Origin of the sequence: Gracilibacillus lacisalsi DSM 19029, from assembly GCF_000377765.1 — a bacterium.
GTDB classification, from domain to species: Bacteria; Bacillota; Bacilli; order Bacillales; family Amphibacillaceae; genus Gracilibacillus; species Gracilibacillus lacisalsi.
Genome location: NZ_KB898662.1, coordinates 71598 through 91277, shown reverse-complemented (window position 1 = coordinate 91277; position 19680 = coordinate 71598). Strand labels below are relative to the sequence as shown.

The window sequence follows — 19680 nt, the reverse complement described above, 5'->3', positions numbered from 1 at the left end:
ATTATAGATATTAAGAGTCTCTAATGTACTTATTTTTAGGAGGAGAATACATGTTATTAGATTGTGTCATTATTGGTGGAGGACCTTCAGGACTCAATGCTGCTCTAGTACTTGCAAGGGCTAAGAAGAAGATCATCTTGTTTGATGAAAATAAACCTAGAAATGCTGTAACTCATGAATCGCATGGTTTTATCACAAGAGATGGGATCAAACCTTCAGAATTCAAACGAATCGCTAAGCTGGACTTGGCGAAATACCCGAACCTGTCGGTGGAAAACCAACGAGTAATAGATATAAAAAAAGAAAATGAATCCTTTATTATTTATACAGATGATGGAAGTTCCTATCGTTCGAGTAAGGTTATTCTTGCAACTGGACTTCAAGATGTATTACCAGAAATAGCCGGAATTCATGAATTTTATGGCACGAGTTTATTCATTTGCCCATTTTGTGATGGATGGGAATTAAAAGATCGCCGACTAGTTGTTATTGCAGAAAACGATCGTGCTATCCATTTGACAAAAATGGTTTCTAATTGGAGTAGTGATCTTGTGGTATGTACAAACGGAAAACAGGTTTTCTCTGAGGAAGAAAAACAACTATTAGAAAACAAAAATATCAAGATCGTGGAAAATGAGATAGAAGCTTTGCATGGAGAAAAAGGCTACTTACAAAAAGTGAAGTTTATAAATGGAATGGAAATAGAGAGGGAAGGAGGGTTTGTAGTTAGTGAATTAAAGCAAGCATCATCTTTAGCAGAGTCATTGGGATGTAGTATCACTGAAATGGGTGGCATTGAAACAGATGATCTTGGACGGACGAATATTGATGGAATCTATGCTAGTGGAGATACTACCTTTTCCATGCCTCAATTAATTGTTGCGGCAAGTGAAGGTAGTAAAGTTGCGGCTGGGGTAGTAAGTGATTTAATTAACGAAGATTTTTAATACTTTCATCACGTGCTAACTGTTTGTAAGCCGCTATTTCAAGTTTCAAGTATCATATTATTAAAAAGGAGATTGATGGATGTGGATAAAAATGAGTATGGTCCTGAAGGAATGGCACATTTCGCAAAAAAAGTTGAATTTCTTGATAACCCTGAGAAAAGAGGGGATATACCACCAGAACAGTTGCTGCGTATGGTTCCTCTTGATAAAAAGGATAATATTTTAGATTTAGGAGCAGGTACAGGATATATTACCATTCCAGCAGCTAAAATGGTGGAAGGAATGGTATACGCATTAGATATCGATGCTAAAATGTTAGACTTTGTCCATACCAAAGCAAAGAAAGAAAATATAACAAATATCAAAACGGTGGAAGGAAGTATCAATAATATACCGCTACTTACTCATTCCGTTAACATCGCATTAGCTTCAATTGTTTTACATGAGGTGAAAGATTTGTCCGCTTCATTAAAGGAAGTGAAGCGAGTCCTTAAACCTGGCGGATATTTCGTTTGTGTTGAATTTGAAAAGAAAGAAGAAGATTCTGATAACCATCCGAGAATTTCTTCATCACTCATGGAACAAGAAATTAAGAAGGCAGGATTCAGGGTGATACAGCAATTGCAACCGACTGATGATTTGTACATTATTATTGCTAACAGGTAAAATCAAAAAAAGGAGCTGCCCATATAAGTTATTTAAAACTTACCGGACAGCTCCTTGTTTGTCTCATATTATCGTTGTTCCAGTTTTGCAATACGATCTTCTAGTGGTGGGTGAGAAGACATTAATGCCATCATGCCGCTTTTTCCACTGATTTTCATCGTTTGGATTGCGGAATCGTCGGTACGATCATCGATTTTGGCGCGATCAACATACATTTTTAGTGAGCGTAATGCATGCGCCATTTTGTCACGTCCCGCTAGATCGGCTCCACCACGGTCAGCGTGATACTCTCGGTGTCGTGAGTAGGCACTTACGACAAAACTTCCAAGAATAGAGAATAAAATTTGGAAGACAATTATCGCTACAAATTGTACGATCCATTGAATTTCTGAACGGACAAATCGCGATACGATAATGGCTGCGATTCGGGAGAAGAACACAACAAATGTGTTAACAATACCTTGTAAAAGCGTCATTGTTACCATGTCGCCATTTGCAACGTGTGCTACTTCGTGTGCAATAACACCTTCTACGGCATCATCATCCATTGTGTCTAACAGTCCTTGAGAAACAGCAACCAGTGAACGTTTTTTCGTTGGGCCAGTTGCAAAAGCATTTACTTCTCTGGATTGGTAAATTCCAACTTCCGGTGTGTGTGCCAGTCCAGCAGCACGGGATAATCTCTCTACCTTTTCATATACGGCACGTTCTTGAGCTGATGCTGGGCGGCTTGGGTCAATTACTTTTACTTTCATCATCATTTTAGCCATCCAACGGGACATAGCTAGTGAGATGAATGCACCCGTAAAACCAACCACCAAACTAAAGACCATGAGAGTTGTATAATTGATAGTTCCCCCACTATAATAGGAACCACCAAGATCAGTGTATCTAGTGATTACTGACCATACAATAACAATCGTTGTCATCACCAAGATATTTGTCAAGATAAACAAAAACAAACGCTTCCCCATTTCCTAACCTCCAATTCGGTGAAATCTTCATCTTATATCATATCATATTTTTGCCTCTAGGAAACAATTTTGATTATTAGATAAAATAAGAGACTTCCCTGTTTTCATAGAACAAGGGCTTATCGTCATATAACAATAACGATAAGCCTAAATAGATTATCTCAGCAATGATTCTGCACCGTCAATAAATAGTTCTGTCCCAGTGATATGATTCGATTGATCGGAAGCGAGGAAGGCCACTAGGTCTGCGACTTGCTCTGGCTTTCCTGGTTGATGTTCTAATGGTTTATCTCCTTCAGGGTACTCAACGGGGATATTAATCTTATCTAGTTCGGGTGTTTTCTCCGTGTTTTTACCGATATTAGTTTCAATCGCACCAGGACAAATAATATTGACTCTTATTTTATATTTGGCTAATTCTAATGCAGCCATTTTACCAAAAGCCATTTGTCCTGCTTTGGATGTACTGTAAGCCGACATCCCGAAATTAGAAAAAACGCGATTACCATTGACAGAGCTTGTGATGATCACACTGCCGCCTCTCTCTTTCATAAAAGGTATTGCATATTTAACCGTATGAAAGGTTCCTTTTAAGTTGGTATGAATTGTTTTGTCCCAATCTTCGGGAGTTAAATCCTCTATCGGTGCAAGCACACCGTTTATACCACCATTGGCAAAAATGATGTCAATTCTTCCCCAGGCATCAACTACTTCTTTCATGCCTTTTTCGACTCTTACAGGATCGGATAAATCAACATCGGTAATGAGTGCTTCACCACCGTCTCTTTCTATTTCTTTTTTTACCTTTTCTGCTTGTTCTTCCTTTAAATCCATTAAGCATATTTTTGCACCTTCTTTTGCAAGCTGGATGGCAGAAGCACGACCAATACCCGAACTCCCACCAGTTACTACAGCTACTTTATCTTTAAATCGCTGATTCAAGGATACTGCCTCCTTATGTTCCTTTTACCTAAACTTTCCCTATTTATCTCTTTCTTACACATACGATTGGTAAAAGAGGAAAGCTACAGACAGTAAAATTGTCTGTAGCTTTGGTGATGATTCTTGTCACAGCGTTTATCTGTTTTGTTGTGTTAAGTCTTGAAAAACTTGTTGTTGCTGTACTAATTCTTGGCGCACTAAGTTTAGCGCATTTTGATCATCCGTAACGTTCTCTGCTTGCGTTAATGAACGCTCTGCTCTGTCCATGGAATGTTTGATTTGTTCCAAAATATCTTCATTCATATGACTTTTAGCCTGATTAATTGCTCGCTGTAAATGGAGAATGGACTGTTGAGCTTGCGCAAGCTGATTTTGATCTTGCAAACTAGAGATATTGTTCCCTTTTTTCAATGTTACGCCTCCTCTGTAATTCCTCACAGTTATAATTTGCAGAAATACCAAGGTAATTATGCATAGGGAAAACAATGAAAAAGGCGAGAGCAGATACTCTCACCTTAATAGTAATTACTTATTTTTTTCTGGACCAAACAATTCATCGCCTGTTTCAATCGCAGGGCGTGGAGGTTCCTCCATATTGTACCCTAAGAAAAAGCCGGTATGTGGTGGCTGATTATAGGCAACATTTTGCCATGCGATTGAAAGACGGTAAACAGGGTCATGCATTAACGTATATATTTTTTCTTCTGTTATATCAGTCGTCGTGTATAGGCGTAATTCTTCGCTGTCAGCTGATGGCCAGATCACTTCCTCACGCCAGTCACCAACTAAATCTGCTTGTAATGAAGGGTTTCCTTTCGTCCAATTATTTGTTCGTGTTCCTTCTGGAGTTAATAGGTTTACAAGCTCTTCCTTTTCATAATCCCATTTGTCAATTCGGCCGACCCCGTGCGGATCATTATCTTGATCGAAATCATGATCTAGTAGTTCACGACCAAGGTCACCATCCCACCAGACAGCATGGTTAACAGATCTAGGTGTATTTTGGGAAATCAGTTCTCCATCTGCGGCATGAAGACCATTTCCGGTACTGCCATCCCAAGCGCCAGATGCCCAGAATTCGGCACCATCATAACGTGGATCGATGTCTGCAGCAAGTCCTCGACCTACATCAGCATTAAGATCTACACCGAATAGTTTTTCACCTGAAGCAGCATCGCGGATACCGTAACCAATAGGAATTGATCTATTTTCGTGAACTTGAAAAATTTCAAGACCTGGGCGATTTGGATTTAAATCACTAACATGTTGTGCGTCCCCATGTCCCCATCCTGTTGTATGAAGACCGGTACCATCGTGATCAATAACTGCTGCACCGTAGATGATTTCGTCGTTTCCGTCTTGATCCACATCTGCTACTGAAAGGCTGTGATTTCCTTGTCCAGCATAGTCTTGATTACCTTCATCATCACTATCAAAAATCCATTCTTGGGTTAGCTCACCATCACGCCAATTGTAAGCAACAAGTACGGAACGTGTATAGTAACCACGTGCCATTACAATGCTTGGACGTTCCCCATCAAGATAGGCAACACCTGCAAGGAAGCGGTCAGCACGGTTTCCATAGTTATCTCCCCAATCATTAAGATTGCCACGAGCAGGAGTGTAATCAGTAGTTGTCAATTCTTTGCCTGTTTCCCCTTCAAATACGGTGAGATATTCAGGGCCTTCTAAAATATATCCACTGCTATTTCGCCAATCAGCCTCAGGATCTCCAATCACATTCCCTTCGCCATCGACGGTACCATCACCAGTTTTTAACACAACTTCTGATTTGCCATTGCCATCAAAGTCGTATACAAGGAACTGGGTATAATGAGCACCAGCTCGAATGTTATGTCCAAGATCTAAACGCCATAATTTGGTACCATCTAATTTATAAGCGTCAAGGTAGACATTGCCGGTATAACCAGAACGGGAATTGTCTTGTGAATTGGACGGATCCCATTTTAAAATAATTTCATATTCACCGTCTCCGTCAAGGTCACCAACACTAGCATCATTGGCACTATACGTATAATCAACTCCATCTGGTGTTGTACCACCTTCAGGCTTATCTAATGCAATACTTAAGTAGTTTTCAGACCAAACATTAACTTCTTTGGTAATTTTATCACCACTGCCTTTAATAATTTTCACTTGATAGGTAGAATCTGCTGTTCCATCCTCATCCAAAAAGTTGGTACTGTTTTCAATTGGTTTCTTATTTACTTTTTTGCCGTCTCGGAACAAATTGAATTTGACGCCTTTTGGATCGGTGCCAAGCATCTTCCATCCGACATAAACACCATCGTCTGATTCAACTGCCACTAACGCGCGATCCAGTTGTTCCATCTGGCGTTTTTTCACTTCGGTTACCGGGGATTCTGTGGTGTTCGATGGATTTGAAATACCACCTTCATTTACAGCACGAATCTGATAATAGTAGTTGTTATACGTTAAAATCGAGTCATCGGTAAAGTTGTTTTCTGAAGTGGTGCCGATTTTTTCAAATTCAACAGCACCATCTGGATAATCATCTGGGTTAAAATTAGCGCGATACACATAATACAGACTAGCATTATCGACAGCATTCCAGTTTAATGTGATGTTATCAAGCTCCGCATTGCTTACAGACAAATTACTTGGAGGTTGTGGTTTTTCCGCATCCTCATTGATAATCGAAGCAGATACTTCATTACTTTTCTCTGATTCGATACCAGATGTATGCACAAGTGTTACAGCATACGTGTAACTGTAGCCTAATTCTACGGTAGTATCGGTATAATTTGCCTCTGTGGATTCATCTATTTTCTCGAAGTCTTCATCATTTTCTCCTTTGCGATAAATATTATAATAATTAGCGTTTGGATCACTTTGCCATGACAAAGCTACTTCACTATCTGCAGCATAGGAAATAGAGTCTACTGTCAGACTGTCAATTTGAGACATAGAAACAATCTCCAGCCCATTAATTCGTCCATTTTCCCCGATATCAATGGTTAGTTTTCCATCGGTAATCGTTACATCGGTTGTTAACTCGGCATATTCACCACCACTTGATGTTATATTGCCATAATCCTCACCATTAATGATAAAACTGGAACGATTGAAGGCGATATCATCACCGGCAACAATACGCACGAAATAGTCTCCGTTTGGTATGTCGACGATAAAAGAGTAATCAGCGCCGATTACGAAATCACGGCGCATATCATCCGGGTTACCACGATCACGGTTATCTACCGTATCACTTAATCCATAACCTCTTTCTTCATCATAAAGTAAGGTATTAGGCACCTGCGAGTAGCCATCTGCAACAGGGCTATCGGCGGAGCCAAAGTCAAATAAGTAACCATCAGTTGTTTCTGCCTCAAGAGAATTTGTTAAGTTGTTTGGAAGTAGACTAACCACTAATACAGTAATCAGGACGATGGAAATTTTCTTCATCAAAAGAAAAACCCTCCTATTATTTGGATTATTTTAGATTACTTTATGTTGGGGTCTATGCTGTTAGCGAGGAAGAAGGATGTATCACCACCTTTATTAAATTTTAGTGGGTCCATATGTCATAGGTCTAATTGATGATAACGCTTACATTTTTCTGCAGAAATAAATAAGTGCGTGAACTGCAATCAAGGATCCGGATTTCTTGATTACGTTTTTAGATTAGAGAAGTAGAATAGATTCGTCAAGGAAATGTCTGGTTTTTATACAAAGATATCTGATTTTTAGTGAATGAGATATAGAAGGGGACAAGATAAAAATCGTTAACACATTAATTGGGTAGTAAAATAGATCTAACATCTGTCTGATGCGGTAACTCAATGTCGTTTTTATTACGGTGCTAAACATCTGTACAATCTCCACTTCAAGCTTCAAGTGTTTAGGGATAACAGATGCTGACATCCTGATAAGTTTCGCTAGCAACAGTGAGGCAATCCCCCTCTGATCATAGTCTCACTTTATCAAGAACCATACAATAATGCAGCTTCAGCGTATACATTTACACTGAAGCTGCATAGCAATTATCGTATCGACTCAATAACAGTCTGAAGCCGTGCAGATCCATCACTTGCTTCAGGGTTAGATTGCTCGTATTCAATTACGAGTACATTATCATCTATCTGATAAAGGTAATATTCTTGTGAACCGGCATTTTGAGTTAAACCGGAATAAGGATTCTCGCCATCATTTGGTTCCATAATCTCACTTACATTGTTGAAGTTTTCATTATATCGTGCATCAAATTCATTTGCCAGCTCCTCTATTGTTGCGTTTTCCTCGACGTATAGCCGAATCGATGTATAATTATTCTTGTCATGGTGCCTTACTGTATTTTCCTCGATCGCATATTCTCCATAATAGGTATCAACCTGATATTCAATACCATATGGATCCATGCGATAATTGTATACAGATGTTTCTTCTTCTGTTCCTTCGATCGAGATCGTTCGCGTCTCTTTACCTAATTGATCTACTTTAAATTCCTGTTGACTAACTCCTTCACCACTGGGGTCATCTTGTTCTGGTGTTTCCTCCTCTTCTGCTGTTGAAGTATCATTGTTATCCGGATCTTCGACACCTAATCCTTCCATATCATTAGGGTCTTTTGCATCCTCTCCAGTATTACCAATTTCTTCGCTTTGCTCGTTATCACCAGCAGGGAGCGTGATTTGGTCACTATTTATAAATGTATACAAGATTACACCGCAAGCCAAAACCGCAGCAGTACTCGACAACCAGATGAATGTGTGCTTTGCCTTTGATCGTGACCGCTTTTTCTTGGCATGTTTTTGTAGTGCTATTTTCATCGATTCCTTTCTTTCTGGATCTAACTGGGCATTTGTTTTCAATTCTTTAAGCTCCTTTATTAATTCGTCTTCGTTATGACTCATAATAAACCTCCTTCACTTGCAGTTTTAAAGCTTTCAAAGCACGGTGGAATGTAACTCTTACCTTCGAATCAGACCATTTTAAAATATTTGCTGTTTCCGTTACAGATAGCTCCTCGATTCCGCGAAGGATAACAACATCCCGGTAATCCTGCTTGAGTTTTGTGATTGCTTTGTGCAGCTCCAGCTTTTTTTCAGTCAAAAGGTGTTTATCCTCAGGAGATATGTCGATTTTATGCTCATAGGTTTTAATCAGTTTGCGCCAATCTTGTCGTGTTTGTTTTCTTGCTTCATCTATCGCTAAATTACGGGCAATGGAAAATAACCAGGTTTTAGGGCTGGAATCTCCCTTGAAAGAATCATATCGATCGATTGCTTTAATGAATACCTCTTGTACTAAATCTTCGACATCTGATGTGGACGTATAATAGACCAGGAATCGATAGATATCATCAGAATAGGCATCAAACCAATCGGTAATTAACTCTTCATCCATTTCGTGACCTCCCTGTTTGTCTGTCTTTGGTTGTTCTTTACTTATTAGACGACGTTTATACGAAAACATTACACTTTTCGCATTAAAAAAGAAAGGTTCTTATGTAAAGAACCTTTCTTGTAAGGAATATTTAATGTGCCGATTTTATCCACTTCTCGGCAATTTTGTGGCTGATGAGAAATCCAGGTACTAAAAGGATCATCACAATTAATGAGCCAGTAATCGTGTTTACTGTTAAAATACCAGCCTTGTAGTAATGATAGAAAAGCAGAATATTATAGGGAAGAATCAGCAATATTGTTGTCCAGACACCTGGAGTGTAACACCTTAAAAACAATGACTGTAATGGGTGAGTAAAGATATTTAAAGCAAAAAAGAGGTTTACCCCTATAAATATAAAATAATGTTCTGTTATGACAGAGATTAATATAAAGATAGAGGTAATAACGGAAAACACAAAAACAACGACAGAAAACTGGGAGGATGTAATGTCTTTATACTGGTTGAGCTCCTTTTGAGCAAATGCAGGAATCTTCTTATTAACTCGAGGGTAAGATTTTTTAAACCAGCTTTCGATCATGATGATCTCTTCCAGATTATGAAGCATAAATATGATTACAAAAGATACAATCCATGTGTAAATATCCATCCCATTCCTCCTACTTCATTTTTAATACCTTATGACATGTCTCATGTCATTCTTATATGAGTTAATATTTTAATTGTACTAATGATTTACACAATATTCCAGTGAATAATATTACTTATCTAGCCTTCCTATAAAAAGTTGGTTGTTTAGATCGTTCAAGAGTGGTATCAGTATTTTGTTAAAAAATCACACCCGTGATATGATATGTGAAGCGAAATAGATAGAGTAGGAGCGTTTATCTTGAATACACAAAAAATAGTTAAAACGTCAATGGAAACAATCCAGTGGTTTATCTTTCTTCTAGCAAGTTCAGTTGCTTTACCAATTGTAATAGGTGGGATATTTGAAATGAGCTTTGCTGAAATAGCTGGACTGATGCAACGGACTTTTTTTGTAGTAGGACTTGCATCTTTTCTGCAAAGTATCATTGGACATAAAATGCCGATTATGGAAGGACCTGCTGGGATTTGGATTAGTATTTTCTCGGTAATGGCCGCTACCGGCTTGCAAAATGGTAGATCACTTGATGGAACGCTTCAGTTATTACAAACAACGATGATATTAACTGGCATATTTTTGTTTATATTTGGTATTTTTAAAATTTCTCAATTCATTTTACCTATCTTTACACCACTTGTTACAGGAACTTTTTTCTTCCTGTTAACAGTGCAGTTAAGTGGCACCTTTTTGGAAGGAATGCTAGGTTTGCAAGGTGAATCGAGCAATATTCAAGTGAAAGAAGCATTGATTGCTACGTTTATCTTTTTAGTAGTTTTAGGTTTATCCTTTTTTGCTAAAGGATGGTTGAAAAATTATTCGATGTTCATTGGGATATTGATTGGATGGATCATTTTTATTCTCGTCGAAGGGGAAGCACCTGCTATTGGGGATGTACAGCTGTTTGCATTGCCAGACGTGTTCGCTTTTGGTATGCCGAGTTTTAATATTAGCGTGATTCCGATTGCATTGTTAATCGCAGTGATATTACTTTCGAATATGATTGCATCGGTAGTTGCGGTTGATCAAGTATTGGGAAATGAAGGGAAGGACCGCCGTAAGGAAATTAATCATGGGACAGCAGTTTTTGGTATCAATCACGGCTTATCAGGCGTTTTCTCTTCGATTGCTAATGTGCCGTTGTCTACTTCTGCTGGGTTTATTGGCTTAACAGGGCAAAAACGAAAAGCACCGTTTATCTATGCATCCTTTTTGTTAATATTGTTTGCCTTTTTCCCGCCTATTGTTGCTTTTATCTCGGCGATTCCGGCACCTATTGCAAATGCAGCGTTAATGGCATCTTTTGTCCAGCTTGTTGGCTTGGCGATACGCAATGTCACGATCCAGCCATTGGATAATAGAAGAATGACAATCTTAGGAGTTGCTTATCTGATCGGGATGGGGACTATGTTTCTACCATCAGAGGTGTTCTCAGAATTTCCACTACTTATACAGAATATTATGAGTAATGGTCTCCTAGTAGGGACAGCACTTGTTATCCTTCTTGAGCAACTATGGCGTGAGTAGGGGAAAAGGACGGGACTACAATTAAGTATCTCCGTCCTGTAATCCAATTTTTTCTTTGAAGTCTATGATGGTTTCATGAGGATAAACTTCTTTTCTCGGAATTTGATAGATGTCTGTGCCTGGTCGGACAGTTTCAGGAACGACGGTGAAAGCCATGTTGAATCCTAGCTTTTGGAATAACTGAATGTTGTTTTCATCAAATGCTCCGTAAGGTGAGGCAAATGCTTGTGTGTTGCCATCGAGGTTAATGATACTTGTTTCTAAATCTTTGCGTACCAACTCATCCGGTTTTCCGATTAAATAAGGGGTGTGATCGTCCATTCTTTTATGAAAATTATAAGTATGGCTTTCGAATTCAAATACATCACAAGTATTTTGTATATCTTCAACGCTGAGATATTGGTACTTACCAGGTTCATATTTTGCATCATACAAATTGACTACTCCGGTAATAACAAAGCTGACTCCTGTAAAGCCATGTTCACGAAGAATTGGAGCCACTTCCACAGCATTGTCCTTAAAACCGTCATCAAAAGTTAGGACAATGCTATGTTTTGGCACATCTATTTTTCCTTCAATAAATGCTTCTAATTCCTTTAAGGTAAGTGTTGTAAATCCCTCATTCTTTAACAATTGCATTTGCATATCAAATTCAGATTTCAGCATTACTGTAGAGACTAAATCACCACTTGTTTCAAGGTGAATATCATCAATTTGATCTTCTTCGATCACGCGGTGATACATTAATACAGTGACTTGCTTTGCTTTATCTTCATCTGAAACATGGAATTGTCGCATTTCATTTCGCCAATTTTGACAAGCCAGGATATCAAACCCTTTATCTGCAGGAAAAATTTCATTTTCATATAACGCACGTGAGACATCATCATAATAAAGATTAATAATAAGTGAAAAAAGCCCTAAAAAAATAACGGTAAATATGATATTAAATAGGTGTTTACGAATCATATGCTACCCTCCTATATTGCATGTTTGTCTTGTCTAACTTCGATAGGAATTGAATGTTGACTATTACCGACCCGTTTCGAAACGTGCCAGCTGTCTTTGTTTCTGAAATACATAAACGTGCCTGTTATAACGAACAGCAAGCCCATCAAACGGTACGTAATAGTTTCGAAAGGAATAAAAACAATTAATTTTTTTAAATGTTTATTAGAATAAATTATTCCAAATCGCTCTCCGACAATAATGGTCACGATACTTTGATAGATGGAAAGAAAGATAGTTACCGAGAACAGTGCCACAGCTACCATGTAATGATTACTGTTTATAATAAGAGCAATAGGTATCAACATAATTGGAAAAACATTCAATGTTCCTAATAGTAATGACTCAAAGATGAAAAAGAAGGATAGACGAAATCCTAATTGACGAAAAAATGATTTTTTAAAATAGAAGACACAATCAACAAATGCTTTTTGCCAGCGAATTCTTTGCTTATAAAGTTCACTAAAGGATTCAGGACATTCGGTGTAGCATATTGCATGGGGAATGAATGCTAATTTGCTATTTCGATAGTTTTTATTTGTCTTTATTAACCTGTGCATTTTTAGTGTAATATCCATATCTTCTCCAACTGTTTTGCGATATCCATTAACATCAAATAAAGCTTGTTTTCGAAACGCCCCGAAAGCACCAGCAATAACTATAATAGAATTAAGTTTTGCTTGCGTTAATTTGTGTAAATAAAATGCGGTCATATATTGAACAATTTGATAACGAATGATTCCTTTCAGTTTAAAGGTGGGTTTAGGCTTTAAAATACTGCCGAGAAAACCTTGTTTAATTTGAACCATACCACCTGCAGCGATGATGTCCTTATCTGCAAATGTTGTGTTGATCGCATTTAGAGCATTTGGATCCAGTATGCTATCGGCATCCAATGTTACTACAATTTCCTTAGCGGCATATTCAGTTCCTGTGTTTAATGCATCAGCTTTACCACCGTTAACTTTATCAATTAGATATATTTTTGGAAATAGTTCGGAATGATAGATATCTTTAATCTCTTGATGTGGTATTTTGACAGCTGGTAATTTTTGAAATGTTGGCCTGAGGTCTAAATGTTTTTTTAAGATTGCTAATGTATTGTCGTTTGACCCGTCATTTACAAAAATGATTTCATAATTGTGATATTGTAAATTCACAATCCCTTCCAGACAGTTTAGGATAATTTTTTCTTCATTATAAGCTGGTATAATAACAGTAATTCCTTTTTCTTGATTTAATCTAGTAGCTTTCTGTTTCTTGCTGACGGCGTATAGTGGATAGAGTATATACAGTAATTGAAAAAAGATATAGAATAAGAATAAAACAAGGGTAATTTTCAATAGCATTACTGGTTCGCTCCTTTTTGTTGATAGACTCTAATGTAATCTACTTCAAATACTTGAGGGAAAACCGTTGTATCATCAGGACTACCTGGCCAATCTCCACCAATTGCAGTGTTCAGATATAAATACATATCTTCTTGAGGGATCGATTGAGTGGATTGAAATCTTTCTTTGTCATCAATTAACCAGGTGATTGAGCCAGGTTTCCATTCAATCGAAAAAGTATGGTAGTCCTGTGAATAATCATCACCTACAAAGTGGTCAGCGTTACTTTTTAGCTGTTGATCTTCATTTAACCAATGTTGTACCATCCAAATTTCATTCGGCTTGTGCCCCAGCATTTCCATAATATCGATCTCAGGTAACCAGGTGTTGTCGATATTTGGCATCATCCAAAAAGCTGGGAAGATACCTTGTCCACTTGGTAGTTTCGCTCGCATTTCCACTTTCCCATATTGGAAATAGAATTTGTCTTTGGAATGAATCGCTGCCGATGTGTATGATCGCCCCTTATATCTTTGTTTTTTACTGATAAGTTGCAATTTGCCATCTGAAACCTTGATATTATCTGGTGTATAAAATTGCAGTTCATTGTTTTTTTGAGCAGCCCAATTTTCGATGTTCCAAAGATCTGGATCTAACTGTTTTTGATTAAATTCGTCTTGCCAAACTAAACTCCAACCATCCTCTATGTATTTGTTTTTTATTGCTAATTGTTTGGTAAAACTGTCGATTTGGTTTGACTTATGAGTGTTTAATCGAAAGTCATAAACGGATGCTTTGGTCGCCTCAACTTGTGAATAATGATTCGCTGTAGGAAGACCTGGTAGTATAATTAGCAATAGAACGAAAATATAAATGGTGAATTTGTTCATCGTTATCACATCCATATTGATATGTTATATATAGAACGGTAGAAAAATAATTCGCGCTTTCTGTTCTTTATAAAGAACTGAATTAAGTATAGTCTATTTTACCTATAAAGAAAAACCTCAAAATCGTTCTTTTTAAAGAATATTAAGTTGTTTGCGTTCTTTTTATAGAACAAATCGTTTGCTTGCTTACGATTTCATCAATTTTTGCCATTTAAAAGGTTTTCTCTGTTATTGTGAGGAATATTTTGTGTACAATAGGAGCAATGATTCGTTTGTTAAGGTACAAAATGTCGATCACTGAGAGAATTCTCACTTTAACAGGGAGCGTGTTGTTATGTTTAGAGACATTCATCATATTGCGGTAATCTGCTCTGATTACCAGGTTTCGAAAGATTTCTATGTGAATAAGTTAGGACTATCGATCATAAAAGAGGTATATCGAGAAGAACGTAATTCTTATAAACTAGATTTGGCTTTACATGATAGATATGTGATGGAGCTCTTTTCTTTTCCGGATCCACCTGAGCGCCCTAGCTTTCCAGAGACATGTGGATTAAGACATCTCGCATTTTCGGTGGAGGATGTAAAAGAGACTGCAGCAGTTCTCGAAGAAAAGGGGATACCAGTAGAAGAAATAAGAGTAGATCCAATCACGAATAAACGTTTCACTTTTTTTCAAGATCCGGATCAGTTACCTATTGAGATTTATGAATGTTAGCGAGAAAACGCATTACTTTAGTGATGTGAGGTGCATGAGGTATAATAGATAATGTATCTCGTATAGGTACAAACTGGATAATAAGGAGCGGTCATATGAAGTTTCTTTCACGAATATTTCGCAGGAAAAGTTGTGGTGTTTGTGGGAAGAAGCCTGTTAAGCCAAGTTATTACTACAATGACAAGGATGAAAAAATCCCGGTTTGTTATAAATGTGTAGAATATGCAGAACGAAGAGCATATCAAAAAGCGTAGAGTAAGCTGCTCTACGCTTTAAAGTAACTTTGACAAGGAGGATAAAAATGAAAGGAATTATAGCAAAAGAACCAGGCGGAGCGGAGCAATTAGTTTATAAAGAAATGCCTGAGCCAACATTAGAAACAGGAGATCTGTTAATTGAAGTGCACGCTACAGCAGTAAATCGAACGGATATTTTAAATCGGGAAGGTAGATTAGGTTATGCCAAGAATCCGATTATAGGTGTAGAGGTAGCTGGTGAAGTTGCAGAACCTAATGGTCACCCTGATTTTAAAAAAGGTGACAGAGTTATGGGATTAGTGAATGGTGGAGGATATGCTGAGAAAGTAACAATGCCAGCAAACAGAGCGATGAAGGTTCCTAATGCCTTAAGTTTTGAAGAGGCAGCTGCCATTCCAGAAGTATTTTTAACTGCTTATCAAACCTTCTATTGGATCGCTAATTTACAAGAAGCTGAAACTGTTTTGATTCATGCAGGAGCAAGTGGAGTAGGCACAGCTGCCATTCAATTAGCTAAAGTGATCTCCAATGCACAAGTAATTACAACGGCTGGTTCCCAAGAGAAATTGGACTATTGTCGCAAATTAGGTGCTGATTTAGTGATTAATTACAAGGAACAGGATTTTGCTGAGGAAGTATTACAAGCAACTAACCAAAAGGGTGTCGATGTAATCCTTGATTTTGTGGGAGCAAGCTATTGGGAGAAAAATTACAAGAGTATTGCTGTCGATGGCAGATGGGTGTTGATTGGTGTACTGGGTGGCAGTACAGTAAATCAGGTAAGCCTGATGGATCTAATGGCAAAAAGAATTCAATTAACAGGAACATTACTGACGCCAAGAAGTGACGAATATAAAGCAGAACTAAGCAAAGAGTTTATCAACAAGGCATTCACCTATTTTGAACAGGGAAAAGTCCAACCAGTAGTCGACATTACTTTTCCAATTACTGAAGCTGCTAAGGCTCATCAACATATGGAAGCGAACAAAAATATCGGAAAAATCATTTTGCAAGTATAGACATTATGCAATGAAAGGCTGATAAATCTAGAGGGTGGGACACAACTAAATAGTAAAAACGATAATCCGAACAATCTGAACGAAGTGTTACGTGCACGCAGACATTAATGTTCGGATTTTCTCTATATAATTACTCTTTTGGCTCACTCTCTTTGCTAGTCATGTCAACCAGTTTACGTGTCCATTTCCCGGGAAATAACGAAAATTTTGCCGAATTGACTTTCGAAGAGGTAATTATATGAAATAAATCAAGACCGAATTGTCCAAAAAAGTCTACATCCAACTTCAAATTTTTGTTTTCGTTCCGCTCTTTCAACGTATTCATATGTTAAAATAATACAACAAAGGAGGTAATGAAAATGACTGATTATATGTTGTGGAACCATGAAATAGTGGAGCGTAAATCGGAAAATGTAATGGTTTCTTTTGAAGACCGTGGCTATCAATTTGGGGACGGTGTTTATGAAGTTATTCGTTTATATGATGGAAAACTTCATGCTTTGGATTGGCACTTAGATCGTTTGTTTTATTCGATGGAACAATTGGCAATTCGAGCACCATTTTCCCGATCTGAAATAAAGCAATTATTAAAGCAACTTACCGAAAAAAATAAATTTATGGCTGATGGCAAACTCTATTTGCAAGTAACAAGAGGTATGCAGCCCCGAGATCATGTCTATATGGAAGAATTAGATGCGATTTTCTATGCGACGGTTGATCGTTTTGAACAGCCAGTAGAAATGTGGGAAAAAGGGGTAAAGGTTACATTGCAAGATGATATACGCTGGCTCCGTTGTGATATTAAGTCATTGAATTTATTAGGTAATGTGCTTGCACGAACAAAAGCACAGCGCAATGGCTATCATGAACCGCTTTTTCATCGCGATGGCATTGTTCGTGAATGCGGTGCTTCTAATTTTTATATGATTAAAGATGGTGTGATACATACACATCCAACCAATAACTATATACTTGGTGGTATCACTAGGAAAAAAGTTTTGATGTTTGCTGAAGAACTAGCTATTCCTGTTGAAGAAAGAGAAATAGCAGTAGACGAATTGCAAGAGGCTGATGAATGTTTTCTTACGGCAACTCCTTTAGAAATAGTACCGATCACACAAATCGATCATCAACCTATTGATCATAATCAGATAGGGGAAATAACGAAAAGACTGCAGCAATATTATCGAAAACGAGTATATGATTTTCTAGAATAACGGGACATTTCCACTGTCCCGTTGTTCCAATTGATGGAGGTTTATGATGCGTTGGTTCTTCTTTGTTTTGCTTTCGTTACTATTTATGTTTTCTCCTTTACAACAGGGATTGTATTTTGATTCGGATTTGTATATGATACATATTTTCATTTACGTGCTTTCCTTTTTGTTGTTGCTAAGGGTTTTGTATGATCAGGATTTCACTACTTGGAATGATCTTATGTTTATCTTAATTATTCCAATATGCTATCTCATCTCATTAATTCAAGCTAAGCATCCCGAAGGTGCGTTTAACATGGTCTTTCGTTGGACTACTTATATTAGTTTTTTCTATTTATTGTATTGGAGTATCAACAAACATCCTAAAATAAGACAACTTGCTCCTTATATTTATTATGCTACTGGTGTTCTGATTGCTTTCCATATGTTACTTAATCAATTCGGATTGTTAGATGTTCCAGGGGCATTTATCAAAGATCGATTTGCTGGTGTCTTTCAATATCCGAATACTTTCGGCATGGTGATGATTGTTTTCTATATGTTTGGGTTAGTTATGTTGCTTAATAAAAAGCAAAAAGGGCGAAGGATATTCTTTTACGCTTTTCCGTTAACTGCTTTTATCGTAGCTTTTCTAGAATCCTATTCAAGAGGTATGTATCTTGTCTTTCCGGTTGTCTGGTTGATCGGAATTTGTTGTTTCTCGTTTCCTCATCAATTACGTTATATTCTAAATACTATGATAACCATGTTGAGCGGAATTTTGGTATTTATCCTTTTACAAAAAGGGAATATGTTTCTAACGGGTATCAGCATGGTTGTCCTGTCTTTAATATCCTTTTTGGTCATTTGGTGGATTTATCAACTAGATTTAAACGTTAGACTGAAAAAGTTTCATCGAGGTATTTTACCTGTAATCGTCCTTTTTTTCGGTGTTCTGTTTGGTTTCGACCTAGCTAATCAAGGATTGATATATAAGCAACTACCTGCCAATCTGCAAGAAAGAATGGCAAGTATTAGTGATAGTTCGACGGCAAGAGAAAGAGTGCTTATTGTAGAAGATGCAATGGAAGCGAGTTTGGATGCCCCTTTGATAGGGCAAGGAGGGAAAGCCTGGGAATCTATCTATCGTAATTATCAACAATTACCTTATCAAGCTAAAAAAATACATAATGCATATATCGAAATGATCATAGATATAGGTTATCCCGGATTTTTAATCACGATTAGTATTTTAGCTTATCTCATCCTCCGCATATGGCAAACGATGCGCTTTGCTGATGATAGATCGCTTTATATTGCGATTTTATTAAGTTTAGCTACGATTTTGGCTCACAGCTTTATCGATTTTAACTTTGCATATGGATTTGTTGTTTTTATGATTTTCTGGTTAATCGCCATGGGTTTAAGAACATTTGCTGAACCAAAGCGACTGAAAAAATGGCCGCTCTATTCATTAGGGATATATGCAATCATTCTGTTATTTGCCCTAACCTTTGCTTATCGTTTTATGCAAGCAGATTTTTCTTATCAAAAAGCCATGAATACTGATAATCTAATAGAACGTGAACAGTATCTAGAGGAGGCAACAAGTTATAATCAGTTTGATACAGAATACTGGTATAAGTTAAGTGATACATTAACCAATCAAAAGGACAAAAGGAAGACAAAAAATGCGATATATCAAATGGTAGCGTTGGAACCGATGAATTCGCAAGTCATCTATCAATCCGGCGTATTACTAGAAAAAATGAATGAAAAAAGAGATGCATTATATCAATATCGGGATGCATTAGAATTGGACCCATTTGATTCGAGAATTTATCAAGGGATTATCTCTCTTTCCGTTGACTTGGCTGGGGAACATGAAAGTAATAGGTATGCAAAGATTGCGATCGCAACCTATGACAGGATGTTAAGTCAATATGAGCAATTTGAAAAGAACCCCATTGGACAAGACCACAATAGACGCGGATTTGAAATGACGGATGCCATAGAGAAAGATATAGTGAAGGCGAAAACCTTACTTTCTCATGAATAGCGAGTTATCAGTTGTGGTAGGATTAACTAAAAATATCTAGTAGTTATACCTAGTACGTCCTTTCGTTATAGAGTAATTGTAGAAGCCTAATTCCTGCTAAGTGATAGTGGGA

Annotated in this window: 17 protein-coding genes; 7 read left to right on the top strand and 10 right to left on the bottom strand. The window is 37.4% G+C overall.

Translation table 11 applies throughout. The features are described 5' to 3' along the window. The first annotated feature begins 50 nt into the window (after positions 1-50). Positions 51-947 (top strand): NAD(P)/FAD-dependent oxidoreductase, encoded by an 897-nt coding sequence (locus tag D569_RS0100380; RefSeq protein ID WP_018930406.1) that lies wholly within the window; start codon positions 51-53, stop codon positions 945-947. Positions 948-1022: 75 nt separating this feature from the next. After that, positions 1023-1613: a class I SAM-dependent methyltransferase gene (locus D569_RS0100375; RefSeq protein WP_018930405.1), complete on the top strand. Its 591-nt coding sequence runs from the start codon at positions 1023-1025 to the stop codon at positions 1611-1613. A gap of 68 nt (positions 1614-1681) precedes the next feature. Here the strand turns inward: D569_RS0100375 and htpX are convergent, their stop codons facing one another. The 7 genes from htpX to D569_RS0100340 all read right to left on the bottom strand — a co-directional run bounded on the left by htpX (position 1682) and on the right by D569_RS0100340 (position 9566). Beyond that, positions 1682-2587 carry a protease HtpX gene (gene htpX / locus D569_RS0100370; RefSeq protein ID WP_018930404.1) on the bottom strand — a complete coding sequence of 302 codons (906 nt, stop codon included), beginning with the start codon at positions 2585-2587 and terminating at the stop codon, positions 1682-1684. A gap of 156 nt (positions 2588-2743) precedes the next feature. Next, positions 2744-3529, bottom strand: a complete 786-nt coding sequence (locus D569_RS0100365) for an SDR family oxidoreductase (RefSeq protein ID WP_018930403.1) — start codon at positions 3527-3529, stop codon at positions 2744-2746. A gap of 135 nt (positions 3530-3664) precedes the next feature. Beyond that, positions 3665-3940 carry a hypothetical protein gene (locus D569_RS0100360; protein ID WP_018930402.1) on the bottom strand — a complete coding sequence of 92 codons (276 nt, stop codon included), beginning with the start codon at positions 3938-3940 and terminating at the stop codon, positions 3665-3667. Between the two features lie 114 nt (positions 3941-4054). After that, positions 4055-6976, bottom strand: coding sequence for a rhamnogalacturonan lyase family protein (locus tag D569_RS24975; protein WP_018930401.1), 2922 nt, complete (start codon positions 6974-6976; stop codon positions 4055-4057). 578 nt (positions 6977-7554) lie between these two features. After that, positions 7555-8424, bottom strand: a complete 870-nt coding sequence (locus D569_RS0100350; protein ID WP_018930400.1) for a hypothetical protein — start codon at positions 8422-8424, stop codon at positions 7555-7557. Continuing rightward, a complete protein-coding gene (locus D569_RS0100345) occupies positions 8414-8917 on the bottom strand; it encodes a sigma-70 family RNA polymerase sigma factor (RefSeq protein WP_018930399.1) in 504 nt (167 codons plus the stop codon). Before D569_RS0100345 ends, D569_RS0100350 begins: the two co-directional genes overlap by 11 nt. A gap of 130 nt (positions 8918-9047) precedes the next feature. Next, on the bottom strand, positions 9048-9566 hold the full coding sequence (locus D569_RS0100340) for an HXXEE domain-containing protein (protein WP_018930398.1): 519 nt from the start codon (positions 9564-9566) through the stop codon (positions 9048-9050). 240 nt (positions 9567-9806) lie between these two features. Here D569_RS0100340 and D569_RS0100335 point away from each other — a divergent pair, with 240 nt between their 5' ends. After that, positions 9807-11090 carry a purine/pyrimidine permease gene (locus D569_RS0100335; protein ID WP_018930397.1) on the top strand — a complete coding sequence of 428 codons (1284 nt, stop codon included), beginning with the start codon at positions 9807-9809 and terminating at the stop codon, positions 11088-11090. A gap of 21 nt (positions 11091-11111) precedes the next feature. Here D569_RS0100335 and D569_RS0100330 read toward each other — a convergent pair whose 3' ends face one another. From D569_RS0100330 to D569_RS22240, 3 genes are read right to left on the bottom strand one after another with little or no spacing between them, the layout of a single operon-like run. Beyond that, a complete protein-coding gene (locus D569_RS0100330; protein WP_018930396.1) occupies positions 11112-12059 on the bottom strand; it encodes a polysaccharide deacetylase family protein in 948 nt (315 codons plus the stop codon). 11 nt (positions 12060-12070) lie between these two features. Further along, a complete protein-coding gene (locus tag D569_RS22245) occupies positions 12071-13447 on the bottom strand; it encodes a glycosyltransferase family 2 protein (protein ID WP_018930395.1) in 1377 nt (458 codons plus the stop codon). Then, positions 13447-14319, bottom strand: coding sequence for a glycoside hydrolase family 16 protein (locus tag D569_RS22240; RefSeq protein ID WP_018930394.1), 873 nt, complete (start codon positions 14317-14319; stop codon positions 13447-13449). The genes D569_RS22245 and D569_RS22240 overlap by 1 nt, the downstream gene beginning before the upstream one ends. Positions 14320-14653: 334 nt before the next feature. Here D569_RS22240 and gloA2 point away from each other — a divergent pair, with 334 nt between their 5' ends. The 4 genes from gloA2 to D569_RS0100295 all read left to right on the top strand — a co-directional run bounded on the left by gloA2 (position 14654) and on the right by D569_RS0100295 (position 19568). Next, entirely contained in the window at positions 14654-15037 is a 384-nt protein-coding gene (gene gloA2 / locus D569_RS0100315; RefSeq protein WP_018930393.1) for an SMU1112c/YaeR family gloxylase I-like metalloprotein, read from the top strand. 301 nt (positions 15038-15338) lie between these two features. Further along, positions 15339-16313 carry an NAD(P)H-quinone oxidoreductase gene (locus tag D569_RS0100305; protein WP_018930391.1) on the top strand — a complete coding sequence of 325 codons (975 nt, stop codon included), beginning with the start codon at positions 15339-15341 and terminating at the stop codon, positions 16311-16313. Positions 16314-16672: 359 nt separating this feature from the next. Next, positions 16673-17530 carry a D-amino-acid transaminase gene (dat, locus tag D569_RS0100300; protein WP_018930390.1) on the top strand — a complete coding sequence of 286 codons (858 nt, stop codon included), beginning with the start codon at positions 16673-16675 and terminating at the stop codon, positions 17528-17530. Positions 17531-17573: 43 nt separating this feature from the next. Then, on the top strand, positions 17574-19568 hold the full coding sequence (locus D569_RS0100295; protein ID WP_083938964.1) for an O-antigen ligase family protein: 1995 nt from the start codon (positions 17574-17576) through the stop codon (positions 19566-19568). Positions 19569-19680: the final 112 nt, after the last annotated feature.

Bases quoted from the DNA above. Each gene is read 5' to 3' on its own strand.
- D569_RS0100380 (WP_018930406.1), top strand. From the start codon at position 51: ATGTTATTAGATTGTGTCATTATTGGTGGAGGACCTTCAGGACTCAAT.
- D569_RS0100375 (WP_018930405.1), top strand. From the start codon at position 1,023: ATGGATGTGGATAAAAATGAGTATGGTCCTGAAGGAATGGCACATTTC.
- htpX (WP_018930404.1), bottom strand. From the start codon at position 2,587: ATGGGGAAGCGTTTGTTTTTGTTTATCTTGACAAATATCTTGGTGATG.
- D569_RS24975 (WP_018930401.1), bottom strand. From the start codon at position 6,976: ATGAAGAAAATTTCCATCGTCCTGATTACTGTATTAGTGGTTAGTCTA.
- D569_RS0100350 (WP_018930400.1), bottom strand. From the start codon at position 8,424: ATGAGTCATAACGAAGACGAATTAATAAAGGAGCTTAAAGAATTGAAA.
- D569_RS0100345 (WP_018930399.1), bottom strand. From the start codon at position 8,917: ATGGATGAAGAGTTAATTACCGATTGGTTTGATGCCTATTCTGATGAT.
- D569_RS0100340 (WP_018930398.1), bottom strand. From the start codon at position 9,566: ATGGATATTTACACATGGATTGTATCTTTTGTAATCATATTTATGCTT.
- D569_RS0100330 (WP_018930396.1), bottom strand. From the start codon at position 12,059: ATGATTCGTAAACACCTATTTAATATCATATTTACCGTTATTTTTTTA.
- D569_RS22245 (WP_018930395.1), bottom strand. From the start codon at position 13,447: ATGCTATTGAAAATTACCCTTGTTTTATTCTTATTCTATATCTTTTTT.
- D569_RS22240 (WP_018930394.1), bottom strand. From the start codon at position 14,319: ATGAACAAATTCACCATTTATATTTTCGTTCTATTGCTAATTATACTA.
- gloA2 (WP_018930393.1), top strand. From the start codon at position 14,654: ATGTTTAGAGACATTCATCATATTGCGGTAATCTGCTCTGATTACCAG.
- D569_RS0100305 (WP_018930391.1), top strand. From the start codon at position 15,339: ATGAAAGGAATTATAGCAAAAGAACCAGGCGGAGCGGAGCAATTAGTT.
- dat (WP_018930390.1), top strand. From the start codon at position 16,673: ATGACTGATTATATGTTGTGGAACCATGAAATAGTGGAGCGTAAATCG.
- D569_RS0100295 (WP_083938964.1), top strand. From the start codon at position 17,574: ATGATGCGTTGGTTCTTCTTTGTTTTGCTTTCGTTACTATTTATGTTT.